The organism is Streptomyces sp. NPDC048696 (genome assembly GCF_043198895.1).
GTDB lineage: Bacteria > Actinomycetota > Actinomycetes > Streptomycetales > Streptomycetaceae > Streptomyces.
In genome coordinates, this window is the sequence record NZ_JBICVJ010000015.1 from 1 (window position 1) to 20,131 (window position 20,131).

General features: G+C 73.3%; 13 protein-coding genes. 5 read left to right on the forward strand and 8 right to left on the reverse strand.

Annotated elements, in window-relative coordinates; all coding sequences use genetic code 11:
• Window positions 1–185 precede the first annotated feature (185 nt).
• A complete protein-coding gene (locus tag ACGFRG_RS27770; protein WP_393268277.1) occupies window positions 186–1,958 on the reverse strand; it encodes a DUF6350 family protein in 1,773 nt (590 codons plus the stop codon).
• Between the two features lie 149 nt (window positions 1,959–2,107).
• On the opposite strand from ACGFRG_RS27770, the gene ACGFRG_RS27775 reads away from it, so the two are divergent.
• The gene (locus ACGFRG_RS27775) at window positions 2,108–3,109 is read left to right on the forward strand and encodes a sigma factor-like helix-turn-helix DNA-binding protein (RefSeq protein WP_361426739.1); all 1,002 of its coding nucleotides are present in this window, start codon (window positions 2,108–2,110) and stop codon (window positions 3,107–3,109) included.
• Window positions 3,110–3,224: 115 nt separating this feature from the next.
• Here the strand turns inward: ACGFRG_RS27775 and sucD are convergent, their stop codons facing one another.
• The 5 genes from sucD to ACGFRG_RS27800 all read right to left on the reverse strand — a co-directional run bounded on the left by sucD (window position 3,225) and on the right by ACGFRG_RS27800 (window position 10,391).
• On the reverse strand, window positions 3,225–4,109 hold the full coding sequence (sucD, locus tag ACGFRG_RS27780) for a succinate--CoA ligase subunit alpha (RefSeq protein ID WP_101389682.1): 885 nt from the start codon (window positions 4,107–4,109) through the stop codon (window positions 3,225–3,227).
• 22 nt (window positions 4,110–4,131) lie between these two features.
• Window positions 4,132–5,310 carry an ADP-forming succinate--CoA ligase subunit beta gene (sucC, locus tag ACGFRG_RS27785; protein WP_361426735.1) on the reverse strand — a complete coding sequence of 393 codons (1,179 nt, stop codon included), beginning with the start codon at window positions 5,308–5,310 and terminating at the stop codon, window positions 4,132–4,134.
• Between the two features lie 205 nt (window positions 5,311–5,515).
• The gene (locus tag ACGFRG_RS27790; protein WP_361426781.1) at window positions 5,516–6,637 is read right to left on the reverse strand and encodes a VWA domain-containing protein; all 1,122 of its coding nucleotides are present in this window, start codon (window positions 6,635–6,637) and stop codon (window positions 5,516–5,518) included.
• 71 nt (window positions 6,638–6,708) lie between these two features.
• The gene (locus tag ACGFRG_RS27795; protein WP_393268282.1) at window positions 6,709–9,258 is read right to left on the reverse strand and encodes a DUF5682 family protein; all 2,550 of its coding nucleotides are present in this window, start codon (window positions 9,256–9,258) and stop codon (window positions 6,709–6,711) included.
• The gene (locus ACGFRG_RS27800) at window positions 9,255–10,391 is read right to left on the reverse strand and encodes an AAA family ATPase (protein WP_361426729.1); all 1,137 of its coding nucleotides are present in this window, start codon (window positions 10,389–10,391) and stop codon (window positions 9,255–9,257) included. Before ACGFRG_RS27800 ends, ACGFRG_RS27795 begins: the two co-directional genes overlap by 4 nt.
• A 127-nt stretch (window positions 10,392–10,518) precedes the next feature.
• Here ACGFRG_RS27800 and ACGFRG_RS27805 point away from each other — a divergent pair, with 127 nt between their 5' ends.
• Both ACGFRG_RS27805 and ACGFRG_RS27810 read left to right on the forward strand, forming a co-directional pair.
• Window positions 10,519–11,907 (forward strand): SWIM zinc finger family protein, encoded by a 1,389-nt coding sequence (locus tag ACGFRG_RS27805; protein ID WP_393268286.1) that lies wholly within the window; start codon window positions 10,519–10,521, stop codon window positions 11,905–11,907.
• Window positions 11,908–12,065: 158 nt separating this feature from the next.
• On the forward strand, window positions 12,066–13,670 hold the full coding sequence (locus ACGFRG_RS27810; RefSeq protein WP_393268289.1) for a DUF5691 domain-containing protein: 1,605 nt from the start codon (window positions 12,066–12,068) through the stop codon (window positions 13,668–13,670).
• Window positions 13,671–13,987: 317 nt separating this feature from the next.
• On the opposite strand, the gene ACGFRG_RS27815 is transcribed toward ACGFRG_RS27810, so the two are convergent.
• The gene (locus ACGFRG_RS27815) at window positions 13,988–14,401 is read right to left on the reverse strand and encodes a cobalamin B12-binding domain-containing protein (protein ID WP_393268292.1); all 414 of its coding nucleotides are present in this window, start codon (window positions 14,399–14,401) and stop codon (window positions 13,988–13,990) included.
• A 348-nt stretch (window positions 14,402–14,749) separates the two neighbouring features.
• On the opposite strand from ACGFRG_RS27815, the gene ACGFRG_RS27820 reads away from it, so the two are divergent.
• Window positions 14,750–15,571, forward strand: coding sequence for an alpha/beta fold hydrolase (locus ACGFRG_RS27820; protein ID WP_361426717.1), 822 nt, complete (start codon window positions 14,750–14,752; stop codon window positions 15,569–15,571).
• Window positions 15,572–15,852: 281 nt separating this feature from the next.
• Window positions 15,853–17,310 (forward strand): M23 family metallopeptidase, encoded by a 1,458-nt coding sequence (locus ACGFRG_RS27825; protein ID WP_393268296.1) that lies wholly within the window; start codon window positions 15,853–15,855, stop codon window positions 17,308–17,310.
• 173 nt (window positions 17,311–17,483) lie between these two features.
• Here the strand turns inward: ACGFRG_RS27825 and pcrA are convergent, their stop codons facing one another.
• The gene (gene pcrA, locus ACGFRG_RS27830) at window positions 17,484–19,988 is read right to left on the reverse strand and encodes a DNA helicase PcrA (RefSeq protein ID WP_393268299.1); all 2,505 of its coding nucleotides are present in this window, start codon (window positions 19,986–19,988) and stop codon (window positions 17,484–17,486) included.
• Window positions 19,989–20,131 lie beyond the last annotated feature (143 nt).

A 20,131-nucleotide genomic window follows, 5' to 3' on the forward strand; every position in this document is an offset into this window, starting at 1 on the left:
AGGGGGGGGGGGGGGGGGGGGGCGGGGGGGGGGGGGGGGGTGGCGGGGGCCGGGGGGTGGGGGGGGGGGGGGGGGGGGGTGGGGGGGGGGGGGCGGGGGGCGCGGGGGGGGGGGCGCCCCCCCCCCCCCCCCGCGGGCCCCCCCCCCCCCCCGCGACCAGCCACACACGGTCCGCAGCGAACCACTCAGCGGGGGTCCGGGGGCTCGCCCCCGGTTTCGGGAAGGGGCGGGGTGGGGGCCGACGCCGGTGGCGCTGCCGGTACGGGCGGAACGACCGGCGGGGGCAGCGGCGTCGGCGACCCCAAGGCCTCGGGCTCCGGCGCCACCTCGGCCTCGGCGACTGGTTCGGGCTCCGCGGCCGGTTCGAGCTCGGTGACCGTGTCGGGCTCGGTGACCGCGTCGGGCTCGGTGACCAGCTCGGCCCCAGCAACCGGCTCCGGCGGCGGCGCGATGTCCGGCATCAGGCCCCCCGACGCCTCCCGGAGCGCCGCCCACCGGGCCTCCCTCGCGCCGGTGTCGTGCCACGTCCCCACCGGCAGGAAGTCGTACGGGGCGAAGTCCCCGTCCCCCACAGGCTCAGGCGCGGGCACGGCCTCCGGCTTCCGCCGACGCCACCTCAAGCGCGACCGCCAGCCCCGCGCCGACACCTCACCCGGCGCCGCCGGCACCCGCAGCCACCACCACCGCAGCACCAGCGCCAGCGGCACCCCCACCGCCGTCCCCCACAGCAGCGCCGCCCCGCCCGTGCGCCACCACACCGGGCCCAGGGCCGCCAGTCGGTGCGTGCCCAGCGGGCCCCCCGACAGTGCGGCCAGTACCGCCATCGCGGCCCCGCACACCGCCGCCCCGTACACCGTCGCCAGCGCCGTGCGGCGTTTGCCCCACGCCTCCTCGGCCGTCGCCGCCCGCGCCGTCCACCAGCCGACCACCGCCCCGGCCAGCACCGGCAGCACCGCCACCGACCAGGTCAGCCAGGTTCCCCGGGGCTCCTGGGGCACCGCGCTGAGCAGCGGGAAGTGCGGCACCGCCGGGGTCCCCGTGATCCCGAGCGGCGTCGCCACCGCGCCCGTGCCGAGCAGGAACCCGGGCCCCAGCCCGTAAGCGGCCCCCCACACCGCCGCGTTCGGCAGCAGCGCGAGCGCGAGGAGCAGCAGCGCGAGCCGCCCCGACCAGTCCCCCGCCAGGCGTACGAACGCGTCCTGGGCCGCGCCCACATGCCACGCCAGCGCCGCCCCGGCGAGCAGCGCCCCGCCCGCGAGCAGCACCCCGACCCCCGCGCCCCCGGCCCGTACCGCCGTACTCGTACGACGGTCCGCGACCACCTCGCGTACGACGTCCGGCACCCAGCGGGGCAGCGGGCCGCGCGGGCGGCCGCACGCCGTCCAGAATCCGGCGGCGGCCGCGCCCGTCGCCACGGCCGTGAGGTGCAGTACGGCGCTGACGGGCGAGGCGGGCAGCGGACCGCCGGACGCGTACCCGGCCGCCGCCCCGCCCACCAGCAGATATCCGCAGGTCACCGCCGCGAACGCACCCCACACGTGGGTCGGCGCCGAGCCCGTGTGCGGCGGGCTCTCGACGCCGTCGTCCTCGTACCCGAACTCCTCCTCGTACGACAGGGCGTCCCGCGCCGCCCGGTGCACCAGGCACACCGGCAGCCACATCAGCAGCAGTGGCACCACCCCCATCGGCGCGGGCACGCCGCTGAGCGTGCCGGGGCGGACCAGGAGGGTTCCATGGGCGAGCAGCCACAGCCCGGCCGCCGCGCGCAGAGCGCCCCCCGGTCCGCTGTCGGGGTACGGCGAGCTGATCCACACCACCGTCACCAGCACGGCGAGCGCGCCGAGTCCGAGCCCGGCCGCCATCGCCCCGCGTACGAAGCAGGTGGCGAACACGGACGAGCGGCCCCGGGCCGCCGGCAACGTCAGGCCGCGATCGGTCACTTGTGTCACGGCCGCCATGCTGCCAACGACACGCGCTTTCTTCGCGTAACGGGAAAATGCCGCCGTGTCGCTCAATATACGTTTATGTAATTTTCTGCCCGGGCATGGCTGCGGGCGATACGTACGGCCGCCCCGGCGGTCTTCGCGGGGAGTCCTGGGAGCCCTTCATGACAGACGAACAGCCCGCCGAGGCGCAGCCTGTCGAGCCGCGGCCGGCCGAGGCGCAGGCCGTCGACGCGCAGGCTGCCGAGGACCGCACCGGCGAGGACCGGACACCGCCTGTCGAGACACAGCCTGTCGAGGTACAGCCTGTTGTTGAGGTACAGCCTGTCGCGGCGCCGCGTCTCACCCCCGTCGAAGCCTTCGACGCCCTGTACGCCGCCGCCGCGACCCCCCTCGTCCAGCAGACGTATCTGCTCACCGGGCGGACGCGGCTGGCGCGCGACGCGGTGGAGCACGCCTTCCGGCTCGCCTGGCAGCACTGGCCCGAGGTCGCCACCGACGCGGACCCGCCCGGGTGGGTGCGGGCGGCGGCGCACGAGTACGCGATCTCCCCCTGGCACCGCTTCCGCCGCGCGTACAAGCACCCCGACCATCCCCCCGTCGATCCCGACCGGCGCGCGCTGCTCACCGCGCTGCTCGCGCTGCCGCCCTCGTACCGCCGGACGATCCTGCTCTACGACGGGCTCGGCCTGGATCTGCCGGAGACCGCCGCCGAGACCGAGGCGAGCACCCCGGCCGCCGCGAGCCGGCTGATCAACGCCCGGGAGGCGGTCGCGTTCCGGCTGCCCGAGCTGGCCGCGGCCACCAGCCCGCAGGCGCGCTCGGCGCTGCTGCGCGAGCGCATCGGCGACCTCGTGCTCGCCGGACCGCGCGCCGCCCCCCGGCTGCCCGGTCCCGGACGCCTGCGCACCAAGGGCGAGCGCGGCAACCGCCTGCGCACGCGCGCCGCCTTCACGCTCACCGCCGTCGTCGTGGGCGCGACCGCGTTCACCCTGAGCACCGCGCCGACGCGCTACATCGCACCGGTCTCCCCGGGGCAGCGGGTCGGCGGCGTACCGCTCTACAGCGGTCCGCAGCGGGCCGGCGCCGAGAACACGGAGCTCCACCACAAGCTCCTTGAGGAACCCGTCCACGGCCCGGAGCGGCTTGTTCCGGACTTCCGCTGAGCCGTTCCCGGGGCGCGTACGCAAAAGCGCGTGGGCCCGCACCCCCGTTCAGGGGTGCGGGCCCACGCGCTTACGGACGTACTCGTACGTCCGGACCCGAAGGTCAGCCGGGAAGTCAGCCCGCGAGGATCTCGCGCGCCAGCTTGGCCGTCTCGGTCGGGGTCTTGCCGACCTTGACGCCCGCGGCCTCCAGGGCCTCCTTCTTGGCCTGGGCCGTGCCGGAGGAGCCGGAGACGATGGCGCCGGCGTGGCCCATGGTCTTGCCCTCGGGCGCGGTGAAGCCCGCCACGTAGCCGACGACCGGCTTCGTCACGTTGGCCTTGATGAAGTCGGCCGCGCGCTCCTCGGCGTCGCCGCCGATCTCGCCGATCATGACGATCAGGTCGGTGTCGGGGTCGGCCTCGAACGCGGCGAGCGCGTCGATGTGCGTGGTGCCGATGACCGGGTCGCCACCGATACCGACGGCGGACGAGAAGCCGATGTCACGGAGCTCGTACATCATCTGGTACGTCAGCGTGCCGGACTTCGAGACCAAGCCGATACGGCCCGGCTTGGTGATGTCGCCCGGGATGATGCCGGCGTTGGACTGGCCCGGCGTGATCAGACCGGGGCAGTTCGGGCCGATGATGCGGGTCTTGTTGCCCTTGGCCTTCGCGTACGCCCAGAAGGCGGCGGAGTCGTGCACCGCGATGCCCTCGGTGATCACGACGGCGAGCGGGATCTCGGCGTCGATCGCCTCGACCACGGCGGCCTTGGCGAACGCCGGCGGCACGAAGAGGACGGACACGTTGGCGCCGGTCTTCTCCATCGCCTCGGCGACCGTGCCGAAGACCGGGATCTCGTGGCCGTCGATGTCGACGGACGTGCCGGCCTTGCGCGGGTTGACACCGCCGACGATGTTGCTGCCGTCGGCGAGCATGAGCTTGGTGTGCTTCATGCCCGTGGCACCGGTCATGCCCTGGACGATGACCTTGCTGTCCTTGTTGAGGAAGATAGCCATGGCTGTGGTTTTCCCTCGTCCCTTACTTCGCGGCCGCGAGCTCGGCGGCCTTGTCGGCCGCGCCGTCCATGGTGTCCACGCGCTGGACCAGCGGGTGGTTCGCGTCCGACAGGATCTTGCGACCCAGCTCCGCGTTGTTGCCGTCGAGACGCACGACCAGCGGCTTGGTGACCTCTTCGCCCTTGTCGGCGAGGAGCTGCAGCGCCTGGACGATGCCGTTGGCGACCTCGTCGCAGGCGGTGATGCCACCGAAGACGTTGACGAACACGGACTTGACGTCCGCGTCGCCGAGGATGATCTCCAGGCCGTTCGCCATCACCTGGGCGGACGCGCCGCCACCGATGTCGAGGAAGTTGGCCGGCTTCACGCCGCCGTGGTTCTCACCGGCGTACGCGACGACGTCCAGGGTGCTCATGACGAGACCCGCGCCGTTGCCGATGATGCCGACCTCGCCGTCGAGCTTGACGTAGTTGAGGCCCTTGGCCTTGGCCGCCGCCTCCAGCGGGTTGGCCGCGGCCTTGTCCTCCAGGGCCTCGTGGCCCGGCTGACGGAACTCGGCGTTCTCGTCCAGGGACACCTTGCCGTCGAGGGCGAGGATGCGACCGTCCTTGGTCTTCACCAGCGGGTTGACCTCGACGAGGAGCGCGTCCTCGGCGACGAAGGTCTTCCACAGGGTCACCATGGCCTCGGCGACACCCTCGGCCACCTCGGCCGGGAACTTCGCCTGGGCGACGATCTCGCGGGCCTTCTCGATGGTCACGCCTTCGACGGCGTTGACCGGGACCTTCGCGAGGGCCTCGGGGGTCTTCTCCGCGACCTCCTCGATGTCCATGCCGCCCTGGACCGACGCCATGGCGAGGAAGGTGCGGTTGGTGCGGTCGAGGAGGTACGAGACGTAGTACTCCGCCTCGATCTCCGGGGACAGCTCGGCGATCATCACCTTGTGGACCGTGTGGCCCTTGATGTCCATCCCGAGGATGTCCGTGGCGCGGGCGACGGCCTCGTCCGGCGTGGCGGCCAGCTTCACGCCGCCGGCCTTGCCACGGCCGCCGACCTTCACCTGCGCCTTGACGACCGACTTGCCGCCCAGTCGCTCGGTGGCCTCGCGCGCCGCCTCAGGCGTGTCGATGACTTCACCGGCCAGCACCGGTACACCGTGCTTGGCGAAGAGGTCCCTCGCCTGGTACTCGAACAGGTCCACGCGCGTCCGTCCCTTTTCAGTGGTCTCGCGGTTCGTTTTCTGCGTGGGCGTGCCGCGAAGGGCAACGTGACGGCGCTGTCACTGAGGGAGGCGTACACGGTGACCGGGTACGCGGCATGTCCGTCTCGCAGGTTATCCCCGCAGGACCGACCTCCCTAAATCGCAGATCACACCTGAGCGGTGATACCTGTCACAGATCACCTGCTCACAGCGTGTCAGGTATCGGCAGCGGGCGCTTCTCGACAGCCGCCGCCATGATCGTCGGGAAGAGGTCGGGGGTGCAGGCGAAGGCGGGGGCGCCGAGCGCCGACAGGGCCGCCGCGTGCTCGTGGTCGTACGCCGGAGTGCCCTCGTCGGACAGGGCCAGGAGGGCCACGAACTGCACTCCGGACGCCTTCATCGCGGCCACCCGCTTCAGCATCTCGTCCCGTATCCCGCCCTCGTAAAGATCACTGATCAGTACGACGACGGTGTCGGCAGGACGGGTGATCCGGGACTGGCAGTAGGCGAGGGCGCGGTTGATGTCGGTGCCGCCGCCGAGCTGGGTGCCGAACAGGACGTCCACCGGGTCGTCGAGCTGGTCGGTGAGGTCGACGACGGCCGTGTCGAAGACGACCAGGCGGGTGGCGATCGAGCGCATGGAGGCGAGGACCGCGCCGAAGACCGAGGCGTAGACGACCGAGGCGGCCATCGAGCCGGACTGGTCGATGCAGAGCACGACGTCCTTCTTCACGGACCGGTCGGCCCGCCCGTAGCCGATGAGCCGGTCAGGGACGACCGTGTCGTACTCCGGCAGGTAGTTCTTCAGGTTCGCCCGGATCGTGCGGTCCCAGTCGATGTCCCGGTGGCGGGGGCGGCTGATCCGGGCCGAACGGTCGAGCGCCCCCGTGAGCGTGGCCTTCGTCCGGGTCGCCAGGCGCTTCTCCAGGTCCTCGACGACCTTGCGGACGACCGCGCGGGCCGTCTCCCGGGTCGTCTCGGGCATCGCCTTGTTCAGCGAGAGCAGCGTGCCGACGAGATGGACGTCCGCCTCGACGGCCTCCAGCATCTCCGGCTCCAGGAGCAGCGCGGAGAGCCCGAGCCGGTCGATGGCGTCGCGCTGCATGACCTGGACGACCGAGGTGGGGAAGTACGTACGGATGTCGCCGAGCCAGCGGGCGACGTTCGGCGCGGAGGCGCCGAGGCCCGCGCCCCGGTCCCGCGTGCCCGCCTTGTTGCCGGCCGGGGCGCCGCCGTAGAGCGCGGACAGGGCGCCGTCCATCGCCGCGTCGCGCCCGCCGAGCGCGCAGCCGGTGCCGTCGGCGCCCTGCTCGCCGCCGAGCACCATCCGCCAGCGGCGAAGGCGCTCGTCGCCGGGCCGCGCCGCGCGATCCGTCCCGGCGTCTGTCGCTGCCGCGTTCACTTGCCCACCCCCGCAAGGTTGTTGTCGTCCTGTCGGTCAAGGAGCAGCCGCAGCAGCGGCAGCAGCGCGTCGGCCCGTTCCTCGTCGAGCTCGGCGCCGAAACCCGGCGCGCCGGCTGCGGCCGGTCCGGGGCCGCCGCTGCCCGGCCCGCGCCGGACGAGCTCGCCCAGGGTGCGGCGCACACCCGGTTCGTACGCCGAGAACGTGCGCCGCAGCAGCGGCAGTACATCGGTGAACGCGTCGGCCGGGACGCCCGTCAGCCAGGTGTCGACCAGCGCGAGCAGCCGCTCGTCGTGGACCAGGAGCATCCCGCCGCCGGACGCGCCGCCGACGAACCCCTCTATCCAGGCCGCCGCGTCGCCGGGCGGTGTGCCGGTCGAGAGGGTGAGGCCCATGTACCGCTCGGCCTCGGCCGCGTCGAGCCGCCCGTCGTCGAGGAGCAGCCGCACAGCGCGGCCCCGGATCTCGCCCGGCACGGAGTCCCGCCCGGCGAGCTTGGCGAGGACCGCGGCCCAGCGGTCGCGCAGGGTCGCGGTCCGTGTCCGGTGGATCCGGCCCGGGCCGCGCGGCTCGGGCGCGTCCGGGAGCAGGGACATCGCCGCGTGGACGCCCTCTATACGGCGGCGCATCTGTGTGGCGCCGTCGGCGTCCAGGCCGGTGCACGCGGGCGGCAGGCCGACGCAGATCCGCTCGGCGAGCCCGGTCGCGACCTCCGCGAGCGCCGCCGTCCGGGTACCGCGCACGTCCCCGTACCGCAGGGTGCGGGCCAGGGCGGGCAGGGCCTCGGCCAGATGGGCGACGTCCGTGTCCAGCGCGGCCCGGTCGGCGAGCGCGCGCATCACCACCGGGAGCGCGTCGGAGAGTTCGGCCAGCAGGCACCGCTCGGCGAGCGCGGTGATCTCGCCCAGGACGGTCGCCTCGGCGGCGTCCGCCTCGGCCCGGGCGGTGGCCGCGGCCTCCACGGTCGTGCCCCACACCCCCGCCTCGGCGACCCGCACCGAGAGCTCCGGCTCCCAGCGCAACCGCCAGCCCTCCCGGAAGGTGCCGGTGCTGCCGCGTCCGTCGGCCCGCTCGCCCCAGTCGATGCCGAGCAGCCGCAGCCGGTGGAGCAGACGGCTGCGCGCGGCGTCGGTCTCCTTGCGCAGATCGAGGTCCACCTCCCGCTCCAGTGCCTCCGGTTTGAGCCGCAGGGCGCGCTGGGCGCGGGTGAGATCGCGCTGGAGCGGCACGGCCGGGGCCGCGTCCGGCACCTCGCCGAGCACATCGCCGACGACGAGGCGGTCCTGGATCAGGGCGAGCGGCACGTCGGAGCCCTCGCACATCACCGCCCGCACCGCGTCGGTCGTCTCGGCCAGCCCCGGCAGCGGGCGCCCGCGCATCGCGGCGAGCGTCCCGGCGAGCCGGACCGCCTCGATGACGTGGGCCGACGACACCTGCCGATCCTCCTCGCGGAGCAGCCCGGCGACCTTGGTCATCCACCGCTCGACGGGCCGGTCCCGGGCCGCGAACAGATGCCCGTACCAGCCGGGCGAGTCGATGCCCGCGCCGTAACCGCTGTGCCGGGCGAGACGGCGGTGGGTCCAGGGCACCCAGGTCAGCTCGGCCTTAACCTTCGGGAGGCCCTTGAGCAGGGCCCGGTCGGCGCCGACCGCGACCTTCGCGGCGAGCGCGGGCACATGCCAGGCGCCGCAGACGACGGCGACCTCGTCCCCGAACTCCCGCCGGGCGGCGCGCAGTTGCTGCCGCATGTACGCCTCGCGGACCAGGTCGCGCGCGTGCCCCCCGTCCCCGTACGCCTCGCGCAGCGCGGCCATCGCCTCACCGAGGACGACGAACGGGCTGTACGGGTCGTACGAGCCGGGTGTGCTGCGCGGGTTGCGTGGGTCGGGTGTGGTGAACGGGTCGTGCAGGGCGGATGTGCCCTGGGAGTCGTGCGGATCGGGTGTGCCCTGGGAGTCGTCCGGGGCGCCGGGGTCGGGCCGCCGGGTGCCGTCGCGGTGGCGGTGCTCCACGACGTCCTCCCACCAGCGCTCCGGATCGTCGAATCCGGCGGCTCGGGCGAGCACGCCGATGGGGTCGATCCGCAGCCCGTCCCGCCCGGCGCCCCCGTCCCCTTCGGCATCGCCCTCGCGCGGTTCGCTCCCCGCCGCGTCCTCCGCCTCCCCGTCCGCCTCGGCCGCGAGCGAATGCGCCGCCGGAAGGTCGATGAAGCGGACCTCGGCGCCCGCGTCCAGGGCCCAGCGCAGCGCCACCCACTCCGGCGAGAACTCGGCCATCGGCCAGAACGCCGCCCGGCGCGGGTCGTCCACCACATGGGCGAGCAGCGCGACCGGGGGCCGCATGTCCGGGTCGGCGGCGAGCGCCAGCAGCGCGTCGGCCTCGGGCGGGCCCTCGATCAGTACGGCCCGGGGCCGCGCGGCGTCCAGCGCGGCCCGCACCGCCCGCGCCGATCCCGGACCGTGGTGCCGCACGCCGAGCAGCCAGGGCCCCTCGGGCGCGGGCACCCCCGCTCCCCCGTCCGCTCGCGGCGGCGTGGACGTCGTCACGCCGACACCTCGCGGCAGGCCCGGTAGAAGTCCTTCCAGCCGTCGCGCTCGCGGACCACCGTTTCCAGATACTCCTGCCAGACGACCCGGTCCGCCGCCGGGTCCCGGACGACCGCGCCGAGGATGCCCGCCGCCACGTCACCGGAGCGCAGCACGCCGTCACCGAAGTGCGCGGCAAGGGCGAGGCCGCCCGTCACCACCGAGATCGCCTCGGCCGTGGAGAGCGTCCCCGAAGGGGACTTCACCTTGGTGCGGCCGTCCGCGGTGACCCCGTCCCGCAGCTCCCGGAAGACCGTGACGACCCGGCGGATCTCGTCCATGCCGTCGGGCGCGGCGGGCAGGTCGAGCGAGCGGCCGAGCTGGTCGACGCGGCGCGAGACGATGTCGACCTCCTCGTCGGTGGTCGCGGGCAGCGGCAGCACCACCGTGTTGAACCGCCGGCGCAGCGCGCTGGACAGTTCGTTCACCCCCCGGTCGCGGTCGTTGGCCGTCGCGATGAGGTTGAAGCCCCGTACGGCCTGGGTCTCCTCGCCCAACTCCGGGATGGGCAGGGTCTTTTCCGACAGGATCGTGATCAGCGTGTCCTGTACGTCGGCGGGGATGCGGGTCAGCTCCTCGACCCGGGCGGTCATTCCCTCGGCCATGGCCCGCATGACGGGGCTCGGCACCAGCGCGTCCCGGCTCGGGCCGTGCGCGAGCAGTTGCGCGTAGTTCCAGCCGTACCGGATGGCCTCCTCCGGCGTGCCGGCCGTGCCCTGCACCAGCAGCGTGGAGTCACCGCTGACGGCGGCGGCCAGGTGCTCGGACACCCAGGTCTTGGCGGTGCCGGGGACGCCGAGCAGCAGCAGCGCCCGGTCGGTGGCGAGCGTGGTGACGGCCACCTCGACGATGCGGCGCGGGCCCACGTACTTCGGCGTGATCACCGTGCCGTCGGGCAGGGTGCCGCCGAGCAGATACGTCGCGACCGCCCACGGCGACAGCCGCCAGCGGGCGGGCCTCGGCCGGTCGTCGGCGGCGGCCAGCGCGGTGAGTTCATGCGCGAAGGCGTGCTCGGCGTGCGGCCGCAGGGCCTGCGCGGCGCCCCCCTCGGCACCGCTCCCGACGCCCGCCGACTTGATTTCGGACACGGTCATGGATCCCCCTCCAGATCAGTCGATCCGATGTGGTTCCACCGTGCACCACGCCACTGACAATCGACCCCGCGGCAGAGGAAAGCGCAGGTCAGGGCGATTGTCAGTGGGGGCATCTACCTTCGAAGCCATGAATCAGCAGGGGGTGCGCTGGACGGCGGAACAGGTGCTGGCTCTAGCTCCTGACGATCCGTCACGAAAGGCGGGAAGCAAGCTCGGCACGGCCGGGCCCTGGTCGCAGGGCGGCTGTGACAACTCAAGCGTGTGGGGCCTGTGCAAGGGCAGCGGCAGCAAGCCCTACCAGACGGTGATCGACACGGGCGGTCCCGGAACGGCAGGCCTCGGAACCGGCGGCCTCGGATACAAGTGCAGCTGCCCCAGCCGGAAGTTCCCGTGCAAGCACGCGCTGGGGCTGCTGCTGCTCTGGACGGCGGACGAGTCGGCGGTGCCGGGTGGCCGGGTGCCGCCCGACTGGGCCGCGCAGTGGCTGGGCGAGCGGCGTGCGCGGGCGCGGCAGAAGGGGGGCGAGACGGCGGCCTTGGCGGCGGAGCGGACCGCCGACCCGGAGGCGGCCCGGCGCCGCGCCGAGCGTCGGGCCGAGCGGGTCACCGCCGGGGCGACGGAGCTGGAGCAGCGCCTTGAGGATCTGCTGCACGGGGGCATCGCGGCGGCGGAGCGGCCGGGGTACGGGCTGTGGGAGGAGACGGCGGCCCGCATGGTCGACGCCCAGGCGCCCGGACTTGCGGGCAGGGTAAGGGAGTTGGGAGCGATACCGGGCTCGGGACCCGGCTGGCCGGTGCGGCTCCTGGAGGAGTGCGCGCTGCTGCATCTGCTCGACCGGGCCTGGCTGGGCCGGGAGCGGCTGCCGCAACCGCTGGCCGCGACGGTCCGCGCGCGAGTCGGGGTGCCGGCGCCGCCGGAGGGGCCGCCTATACGGGACATCTGGCAGGTCCTCGCCCAGTACGACACGGCCGACGCCAAGCTGACCACGCGCCGGATATGGCTGCATGGACGGGATTCGGGCCGCTGCGCACTGCTGCTCGACTTCGGCGCGGCGGGCCGGGCGCCTGAGCTGGCCCTGCCGGTCGGCCTCGCGATCGACGCCGAGCTCACGCCGTACCCGGGCGGCGGACAGCAGCGCGCCGCCCTCGGCGAGCGGTACGGGGCGCCGCTCGCGGCGGCGGGCCCGCCGCCGGGCGGCTCGACCACGCAGGCGCTTGAGCGGTACGGGCGGGCGCTGCGGGACGACCCATGGCTGGACGCCTGTCCGGTGACGCTCCACGAGGTCATACCGGTGCCGCCCGGCGAGACCGACGGCGATGGCTGGCAACTTGCCGACGCCGACGGAGAGTTGGCCCTGCCCGTGGCTCCGGGCGCGGCCACCCGTACGGGCCTGTGGCGGCTCGTCGCGCTCTCCGGCGGCGGCCCGGTGACGGTCTTCGGCGAGTGCGGCCACCGGGGATTCGCCCCGCTGGCGGCCTGGCGGCCCGGCTCACCGGAAACGGTGTCGCTGCTCTGACGGGGCGCGCCGCCGCTCGATCGGTAACGCGTAACGCGTGACTCATGACTCATGACGCGCAAGCCGTAACTCGTAAGCCGTAACCCTCAATCGCGTATGTGAGGAAGGAAGGGGGAGGTCGCGTGCCTGTGCCCGCGTCCGTGAAGGAGGTCGCGTCCATGGAGGGAAGCGAGGCCCAGGTGGTGGCCGGGGGCGGCTCCTGGGAGGAGCTGGTCACCGCCGCGCTGCTCGGGACCGAGCGGCGGCCCGCCGCCGGGGAGCCCGCCGCGCTGCTCGACGACGCCGCGCGGCGGACCGTGCGGCGCAGAGCGGGCCTGACGCCCGCGCCCGCCGCCGTACGGCCCGGAAAGGCGCCGCGGGACGATCGCGCCGAGCTGCCGCAGGCCGCGCGGCGGCGGCTCGGGCAGCTGCTCGCGGACCGCTCGGCGGCGGCGCACTCGTCGGGGCGGCGGGGGGCCGCGCCCGATCTCGCCGAGCTGCTGCCGCAGTGGCTGAGCGCGGCGGGCGAGCGGGGGTTCCGGGCGCCGCCCGAGCTGCTGCCCGCGCTGCTCGACGCGGCCCGGGCCCGGACCGATCTGCGGCCGCAGGCGCTGGCGTTCGCCGGGTCGCGCGGACTGTGGCTGGCCCGGCTGAACCCGGAGTGGCGGTTCGCGCTGCGCGGCGGTACGGAAACGGCGGTCCTGCCCGACGTCTCGGACCCGGAGGCGGTGCGGCGGCTGTGGGAGGAGGGGCTGTTCGCCGAGCGGGTGGCGCTGCTCGCGGCGGTACGGGCGTACGAGCCCGGGGCCGCGCGGCGGCTGCTCGCCACGACGTGGGCGGCCGAACGGGCCGAGGACCGGCTGATGTTCGTCGACTCACTGCGCGGCGGGCTCTCGGCCGCGGACGAGCCGTTCCTGGAACAGGCGCTCTCCGATCGCAGCCGTAACGTCCGGGCCACCGCCGCCGAGCTCCTTTCGGCGCTGCCCGGGTCCGCGCTGGCCGGGCGGATGGCGGCGCGGGCGGCGTCCTGCGTCGGGCTCGACCGCTCGGGGGACGGGGGCGGGGCGCGCATCGTGGTGGAGGCACCGCACGAGTGCGACGCGGCGATGCAGCGCGACGGGGTGGCGCCGAAGCCGCCGACCGGGCGGGGCGAACGGTCGTGGTGGCTGGGCCAGTTGGTGGAGGCGGCGCCCCTGGCCGGCTGGTCCGGCCGGCTCGGCGGGCGCACCGCACGGGAGATCGTGGCGCTGCCCGTCGCCGACGACTGGGGGGACGAGCTGCACGCGGCGTGGTGCCGGGCGGCGGTGCGGCAGCGGGACGCGCCGTGGTCGCGGGCCCTGCTCGGCGCGCCGTCGGCGCCGCCGGGCGGGGACGGGGGGACGGTGTCGCTGGCCGAGCGGGCCAAGCTGCTGTCGACGCTGCCGGAGGGGGAACGGGCCGAGTGGGTGGCCGCGTTCATCGCGGCGCACGGGCTCTCGGAGGCGTTCCAGCTGCTGGGGGTGTGTCTGGTGCCGTGGTCCGCGGCGCTCGGGCACGCGGTGGTGGACGCGCTGGAGATCGCGCGGGACGCGGGGAGCTATCCGTGGAGCTTCAGCGGGGTGATGGGGCTCGCGGAACGGTGCCTCGACCCCTGCGAGGCCGTGCGGCTCGACGCGCTCACCGCGACGCCGCCGGAGTCGGAAGGGGCGTCGCCCGGGGCGGGCGGGTACTGGGCGGAGGCGTTTCAGCGGCTGGTGGGGACGTTGCGGTTGCGGGGGGTGATGCTGGCGGAACTGGGCGGTTGATTCCCCCACCCCACCCCTTCCCTGAACCCTCCGGGGGTGGGTGGGGGTGGAGGAGCGTTTCCCGGGGGCTCCGCCCCCGGACCCCGTTCGCGGGGCCTGCGGCCCCTGCACCCCGCTTTCGGGGCTCCGCCCCTGCGGGTGGGCGGGAAGCGGGGCTCCGCCCCGTACCCCGTTTTCGTCTGCCGACCGTGCTGGGTTGCTCGCGCAGTTCCCCGCGCCCCTAACAGGGCCCTCCGGGCCCATCACGTTGCTCGCGCCCCTGAAGGAGGGCCCGAAGGGCCCATCTAAGGGGCGCGGGGAACTGCGCGGACAAGTCCCTACAGCCCAGTCGCCGCGCGGACGTTCGCGTTGACCCACTCCACGATCGACGTCGTCGTCGCGCCGGGGGTGAAGATCTCGGCTACGCCGAGGGACTTCAGGGGGGCGATGTCGGCCTCCGGGATGATGCCGCCGCCGAAGACCTTGATGTCCTCCGCGTCGCGCTCCTTCAGGAGCTCGATGACCTTGGCGAACAGCGTGTTGTGCGCGCCGGAGAGGATGGAGAGGCCGATCGCGTCGGCGTCCTCCTGGATGGCCGTGTCGACGATCTGCTCGGGCGTCTGGTGCAGCCCGGTGTAGATGACCTCCATACCGGCGTCGCGCAGCGCCCGGGCGATGACCTTGGCGCCCCGGTCGTGCCCGTCGAGACCCGGCTTGGCCACCACCACGCGGATCGGACCGGTTACACCCATCACTGCCTCCACACGACCACACGAGGTGAACAAACTGAAGTGAACGAACGTTATCCACAGCATCCCGCAACCCGCCGTTTCACGGTGGCCAGCGAGGGGGAAATCACACGGTGGGACATGTTCGTTTTGCGTCGCCTACCCGATTGTCCGCCGTACGTCGGCCGGATCGACCGGGACGGCTGCAAGGGGAGCCGCTCTGAAGGAAGGTGCCGGACCACCGTGCCGTCAGCCGCACCGCACGGTGGTCCGGCCCCGGCGTTCTGGCGAGCGCGGTTCACGAGGGGCGCCCCATGAGGGCACACGGGGGACAGAGTCGTCCTCCCGGCGTGCCGTTCGGGAGGTCGGTCCGTGCAGTTCCTTCTCTTTCTTCCGCTGTATCTGCGCCGCGCGTGGGTCTCCGCCGCGCTGCTGCGGGCCACGGCGCTGGAGCTCGCCGTCCTCGCCGGCCATCTCGTCCTCTACCCCTCGGGCCTGGCCCCCGAGCGCAGGGACCCGGCGGCCGACGACGCCCAGCAGCTGCCCACCGCCGGGCGCGCGCATCCGCCGGTCGTCCTGCTGCACGGCTTCATCGACAACCGCTCGGTCTTCGTACTGCTGCGCCGCTCGCTGAGCCGGAACGGCTGGCGCCATCTGGAATCGCTCAACTACTCGCCGCTGACCCGCGACATCCGCACCGCCGCCGAGCTCCTGGGCCGCCATATCGAGGAGATCTGCGCGCGCACCGGACACCGTGAGGTGGACATCGTCGGGCACAGCCTGGGCGGCCTGATCGCCCGCTACTACGTACAGCGGCTCGGCGGCGACGCCCGCGTCCGGACGCTGGTCACGCTCGGCACCCCGCACGCGGGCACCCGCTCGGCGCACCTGATCAGCGCGCACCCGATCGTCCGCCAGATGTGCCCCGGCTCCGACGTCGTCGAGGAGCTGCGCCGGCCCGCGCCCGGCTGCCGGACCCGGTTCATCAGCTTCTGGAGCGATCTGGACACGCTGATGGTCCCGGTGGAGACGGCCCGTATCGAGCACCCGGATCTGATCGTTCAGAACGTAAGGGTGTCGGGCATCGGTCATCTGGCCCTGCCGGTCCATCCGGCCATCGCGACCGGCATACGGCAGGCGCTCACGGCACAGGAGGAGACGGCCGGCGGACGGGAGGCGTTCTCGGTGGCGTGAGCCGCGCCCTCGCCCCGCCCACTCGGCCGGCCCCCTCGCCCCGACACGTGGACGACACTTCACGATCGGAAATCTCGAACAATCGTCGAACGCAGAACCAAGGCTCTGTCCGCAGTCCGCCGAAAGACGCTGATTGCCCGTTTCCGGTGCCAAGAAAACCTGCCGAAGATTGTCGCTGTCGCGTACCGCCGGGTACAGTCACGCCACTGCTTCCCCCACTGGGAGCCCCTTCCCCAGGGCGCCCGGACCCAGGTCCTGTTGCCGAGGCGAGAGAGAAGTTGGTGACTGACCAGCACGCCCACGCCGGGTACGCCGGATACCACGGCTATTCCACGGCGGACGCCCCCGTCGACTTCTCCGCCGATTCGGCCGCCGACCCGCTCTTCGGCGCCCTGCCCGGCAGTTACGACAGTTACGAAACGGGCCAGTGGGACGTCTACGGCGCGCAGCAGTACCAGCAGCCCTCGTACGACACCACCGGACAGTGGACGATCCCGGCGCAGTCCGCCGGTCCCGACGTCACCGGCCAGTGGGACGCGAGCGCCTGGAACCAGGCGCAGCAGACAGGGCAGTTCGAGACCACCGCGTTCGCGTACGACGCCGCTTACAACACCACGGGTCAGTGGGCCGTGCCCGGCGCGGCCTACGGGAGCGGTGCGTACGGCGAGACCGGTACGTACGACACCACCGCCTGGAACGTGGGCGTGGAGGCCCAGGTCCACACGCCCGAGCCGGTCGAGCACGTCGCTCAGGCCGAGCACGTCGAGCACGCGGTGCACGTCGAGAGCCCGGTGCAGAGCACCGCGCAGTTCTCCGTGCTCGACCTCGACGCGGTCGAGCACCAGGAGTTCGGCGCGCCGGACACCGAAACCTCCCAACACCCGCTACCCGAGGCCGAGTTCGAGCAGGAGCCCGAGCCCGAGCCCGCCCCGGTCACGGACGCCCCGGCCGCGACCGCCTCGGTCACCCCCCTCTCGTCCCGCCGCGCCGCGGGCGGCAACCGTGGCCGTCGGCGCACTCCCGCCAAGCGGTCCGCGCTGCTGACCGTCGCGGTGCCGTCGATCTGCGTGATGGGCGTCGCCGGGGTCGCCGCCGCGTCCGTGAGCGGGCTCGGCGGCGAGAGCAAGGGCGACGACACGGCCGTCACCGCGTCCGACCCGTCGTCGGTCAAGCCGGTCGCCGCCAACAGCAAGCTGGACACCCAGCTCGCCAACCTCAGCGCGGAGGCGGGCAGCTTCGCCGACCGCGCCAGCCGTACGCAGGAACGTCTCGACCTCAAGGCGCGCCAGCAGGCGGAGAAGCAGCGCAGGGCGGAGGCGGCGGCGAAGAAGGAGGCCGCGCGCCCCAAGTTCGTGCTGCCGGTGACCCAGAGGGGGCTGAGCGCCTACTTCGGCCAGGCGGGCGTCAACTGGATGTCGGTGCACACCGGCATCGACTTCCCGGTGCAGTACGGCACTCCGGTGATGTCGGCGATCGACGGCACGGTCCGTACGCAGTGGAACAGCGCCTACGGGAACATGGCCATAGTGACCGGGGCCGACGGTACCGAGACCTGGTACTGCCATCTCTCCAGCACCAAGATCCGCTCCGGCCCGGTCAAGGCCGGTGACGTCATCGCGTACTCCGGGAACTCCGGCAACTCCACCGGCCCGCATCTGCACTTCGAGGTGCGCCCCGGCGCCGCGTCGCCGATAGACCCACTGCCGTGGCTGCGCAGCCACGGGCTCGACCCCACGTAGGCGCTCCGCTGGAAGCGGGGTCATTCGGCTGCGGACCGTGCGATGGGGGTCCCCCCTGCTCGAACGAAGTTGAGAGCTTGGGGGATGGTCGCGCCCACGCGGCGGAGCCGCACAATGACACAGCCCCGCGCCCCTTAAGGGGCGCGGAACCGCATCGACCGCCACAAGTCCGCTTACAGCTTCTCCACCGGCGCGTATCGCAGCAGCAGCTTCTTCGGGCGCTCGTCGCCGAAGTCGATCGTCGCCTGCGCGTCCGAGCCCGAACCCGTCACCGACATCACCGTGCCCAGACCGAACTGGTCATGCGTGACGCGGTCGCCCACCGACAGCGCGATCACCGGCTTGTCGCCGGTGCGCCGGGTCGCGAAGCCGGACGGGCCGGAGCGCGAGCGCGACGACGAGAGCGCGCTCGCGATGCCGCCGCCGAGCCCCTTGCCCGAGACCGGTCCGGCCGGGGCCGCCATCGGGCCCGTCCGCTTCCACTCCAGGTGCTGGGCCGGGATCTCCTCCAGGAACCGGGACGGCGGGTTGTACGCGGGCTGGCCCCAGGCGCTGCGCATCGACGAGCGCGTCAGATACAGCCGCTCACGCGCGCGCGTGATGCCCACGTACGCGAGGCGGCGCTCCTCCTCCAGCTCCTTGACCTGGCCCAGCGCGCGCATGTGCGGGAAGACGCCGTCCTCCATGCCGGTCAGGAACACCACCGGGAATTCCAGGCCCTTGGCGGTGTGCAGGGTCATCAGCGTGATGACGCCGGAGCCCTCCTCGCCCTCGTCCTCGTCCGGGATCTGGTCGGAGTCGGCGACCAGGGCGACCTGCTCCAGGAACTCCGCGAGGGTGGGCGTGCCCACGCCCGCACCCGCGCCCTCGGTCTCGGTGTCGGTCTCCCCCGCCGCCTCGCCCCGGGCCTGCTCGAACTCCAGGGCCACGGCGGCGAGTTCCTGAAGGTTCTCGATCCGGGTCTCGTCCTGCGGGTCGGTGGACGCCTGCAACTCGGCCAGGTAGCCGGTCTGTTCGAGGACCGCCTCCAGGACCACGGCGGGGCCCGCGCCCGAGTCGACGACGGTCCGCAGGTCGTCCATCAGCTGGTTGAAGCGCTTCACCGCGTTCGCCGAGCGCGCCGCCATTCCGTACGCCTCGTCGACGCGGCGCAGCGCCTGCGGGAAGGTGATCTTCTCGCGCAGCGAGAGCGCGTCGATCATCGCCTCGGCGCGGTCGCCGATGCCGCGCTTGGGCACGTTGAGGATGCGGCGCAGCGGCACCGCGTCCTCCGGGTTGGCGAGAACGCGCAGGTAGGCGAGGACGTCGCGGACTTCCTTGCGCTCGTAGAAGCGGACGCCGCCGACGACCTTGTAGGGCAGGCCGACCCGGATGAAGATCTCCTCGAAGACACGGGACTGGGCGTTGGTCCGGTAGAAGATCGCGACGTCGCCCGCCTTGGCGTCGCCCGCGTCGGTGAGCCGGTCGATCTCGTCGGCGACGAACTGCGCCTCGTCGTGCTCGGTGTCGGCGACATAGCCGGTGATCCGCGCGCCCGCGCCCGCGTCCGTCCACAGGTTCTTGGGGCGGCGGCTCTCGTTGCGCTCGATGACCGCGTTGGCGGCGGACAGGATCGTCTGGGTGGAGCGGTAGTTCTGCTCCAGCATGATCGTCGTCGCGTCCGGATAGTCCTCCTCGAACTGGAGGATGTTACGGATCGTCGCGCCCCGGAAGGCGTAGATCGACTGGTCGGCGTCACCGACCACGCACAGCTCGCCCGGCACCTCGTCCTGCCCGGCCGGGCCGACCAGCTCGCGCACCAGCGTGTACTGCGCGTGGTTGGTGTCCTGGTACTCGTCGACCATCACGTGGCGGAAGCGGCGGCGGTAGTGCTCGGCGACGTCCGGGAACGCCTGGAGCAGATGGACCGTCGTCATGATGATGTCGTCGAAGTCCAGCGCGTTGGCCTCGCGCAGCCGCGCCTGGTACATCGCGTACGCCTGCGCCAGCGTCTTCTCGAAGCCGTCGGCGGCCTGACCCGCGAAGGTCTCCTCGTCGATCAGCTCGTTCTTCAGGTTCGAGATCTTGGCGCTGAACGACTTCGGCGGGAACTTCTTGGGGTCCAGGTCGAGGTCGCGGCAGACCAGCGCCATCAGCCGCTTGGAGTCCGCCGCGTCGTAGATCGAGAACGACGAGGTGAAGCCGAGCTTCTTGGACTCGCGGCGCAGGATCCGTACACAGGCGCTGTGGAAGGTCATCACCCACATCGCGTGCGCGCGCGGGCCGACCAGCTGCTCGACGCGCTCCTTCATCTCGCCCGCGGCCTTGTTGGTGAAGGTGATCGCGAGGATCTGGCCCGGGTGGACGCCCCGCGTGGCCAGCAGGTGCGCGATGCGGTGGGTGAGCACACGGGTCTTGCCGGAGCCCGCGCCGGCCACGATGAGCAGCGGGGAGCCCGCGTGGACCACGGCCGCGCGCTGGTTCTCGTTCAGCCCCTCCAGGAGGGTCGCCGGGTCGACCACCGGGCGGTGGGCGCCGTCCCGGTAGTACGCGTCGCGGCTGGGCGGCGCGTCGAACCGGCCCTGGAACAGGTCGTCCGGCACCTGCTCCGGCGCCGGGCCGTCCTCGGGCGGCGGCGGGTGCTCCTCCTCGGAGGGCTGGAGGTCCGCCAGGAAGCTGTCGTCAAAGAGGCTGCTCATCGTCTCCCGAGTCTAGGACCCCGCTCTGACACTCCGCCGCCGCCTTCGCAGAGACGGCCGACGACTACGCACAGTGAAGGTCACGGGAATGTATCGGGCCTGTCGGACATCAACCTTCCCAGCGGGCGCAGGAGTTGGCTAGC

Bases quoted from the DNA above. Each gene is read 5' to 3' on its own strand.
- ACGFRG_RS27815 (WP_393268292.1), bottom strand. From the start codon at position 14,401: ATGGGTGTAACCGGTCCGATCCGCGTGGTGGTGGCCAAGCCGGGTCTC.
- pcrA (WP_393268299.1), bottom strand. From the start codon at position 19,988: ATGAGCAGCCTCTTTGACGACAGCTTCCTGGCGGACCTCCAGCCCTCC.
- ACGFRG_RS27800 (WP_361426729.1), bottom strand. From the start codon at position 10,391: ATGACCGTGTCCGAAATCAAGTCGGCGGGCGTCGGGAGCGGTGCCGAG.
- ACGFRG_RS27805 (WP_393268286.1), top strand. From the start codon at position 10,519: ATGAATCAGCAGGGGGTGCGCTGGACGGCGGAACAGGTGCTGGCTCTA.
- ACGFRG_RS27775 (WP_361426739.1), top strand. From the start codon at position 2,108: ATGACAGACGAACAGCCCGCCGAGGCGCAGCCTGTCGAGCCGCGGCCG.
- ACGFRG_RS27770 (WP_393268277.1), bottom strand. From the start codon at position 1,958: ATGGCGGCCGTGACACAAGTGACCGATCGCGGCCTGACGTTGCCGGCG.
- ACGFRG_RS27810 (WP_393268289.1), top strand. From the start codon at position 12,066: ATGGAGGGAAGCGAGGCCCAGGTGGTGGCCGGGGGCGGCTCCTGGGAG.
- ACGFRG_RS27790 (WP_361426781.1), bottom strand. From the start codon at position 6,637: ATGGTGCTCGGCGGCGAGCAGGGCGCCGACGGCACCGGCTGCGCGCTC.
- sucD (WP_101389682.1), bottom strand. From the start codon at position 4,109: ATGGCTATCTTCCTCAACAAGGACAGCAAGGTCATCGTCCAGGGCATG.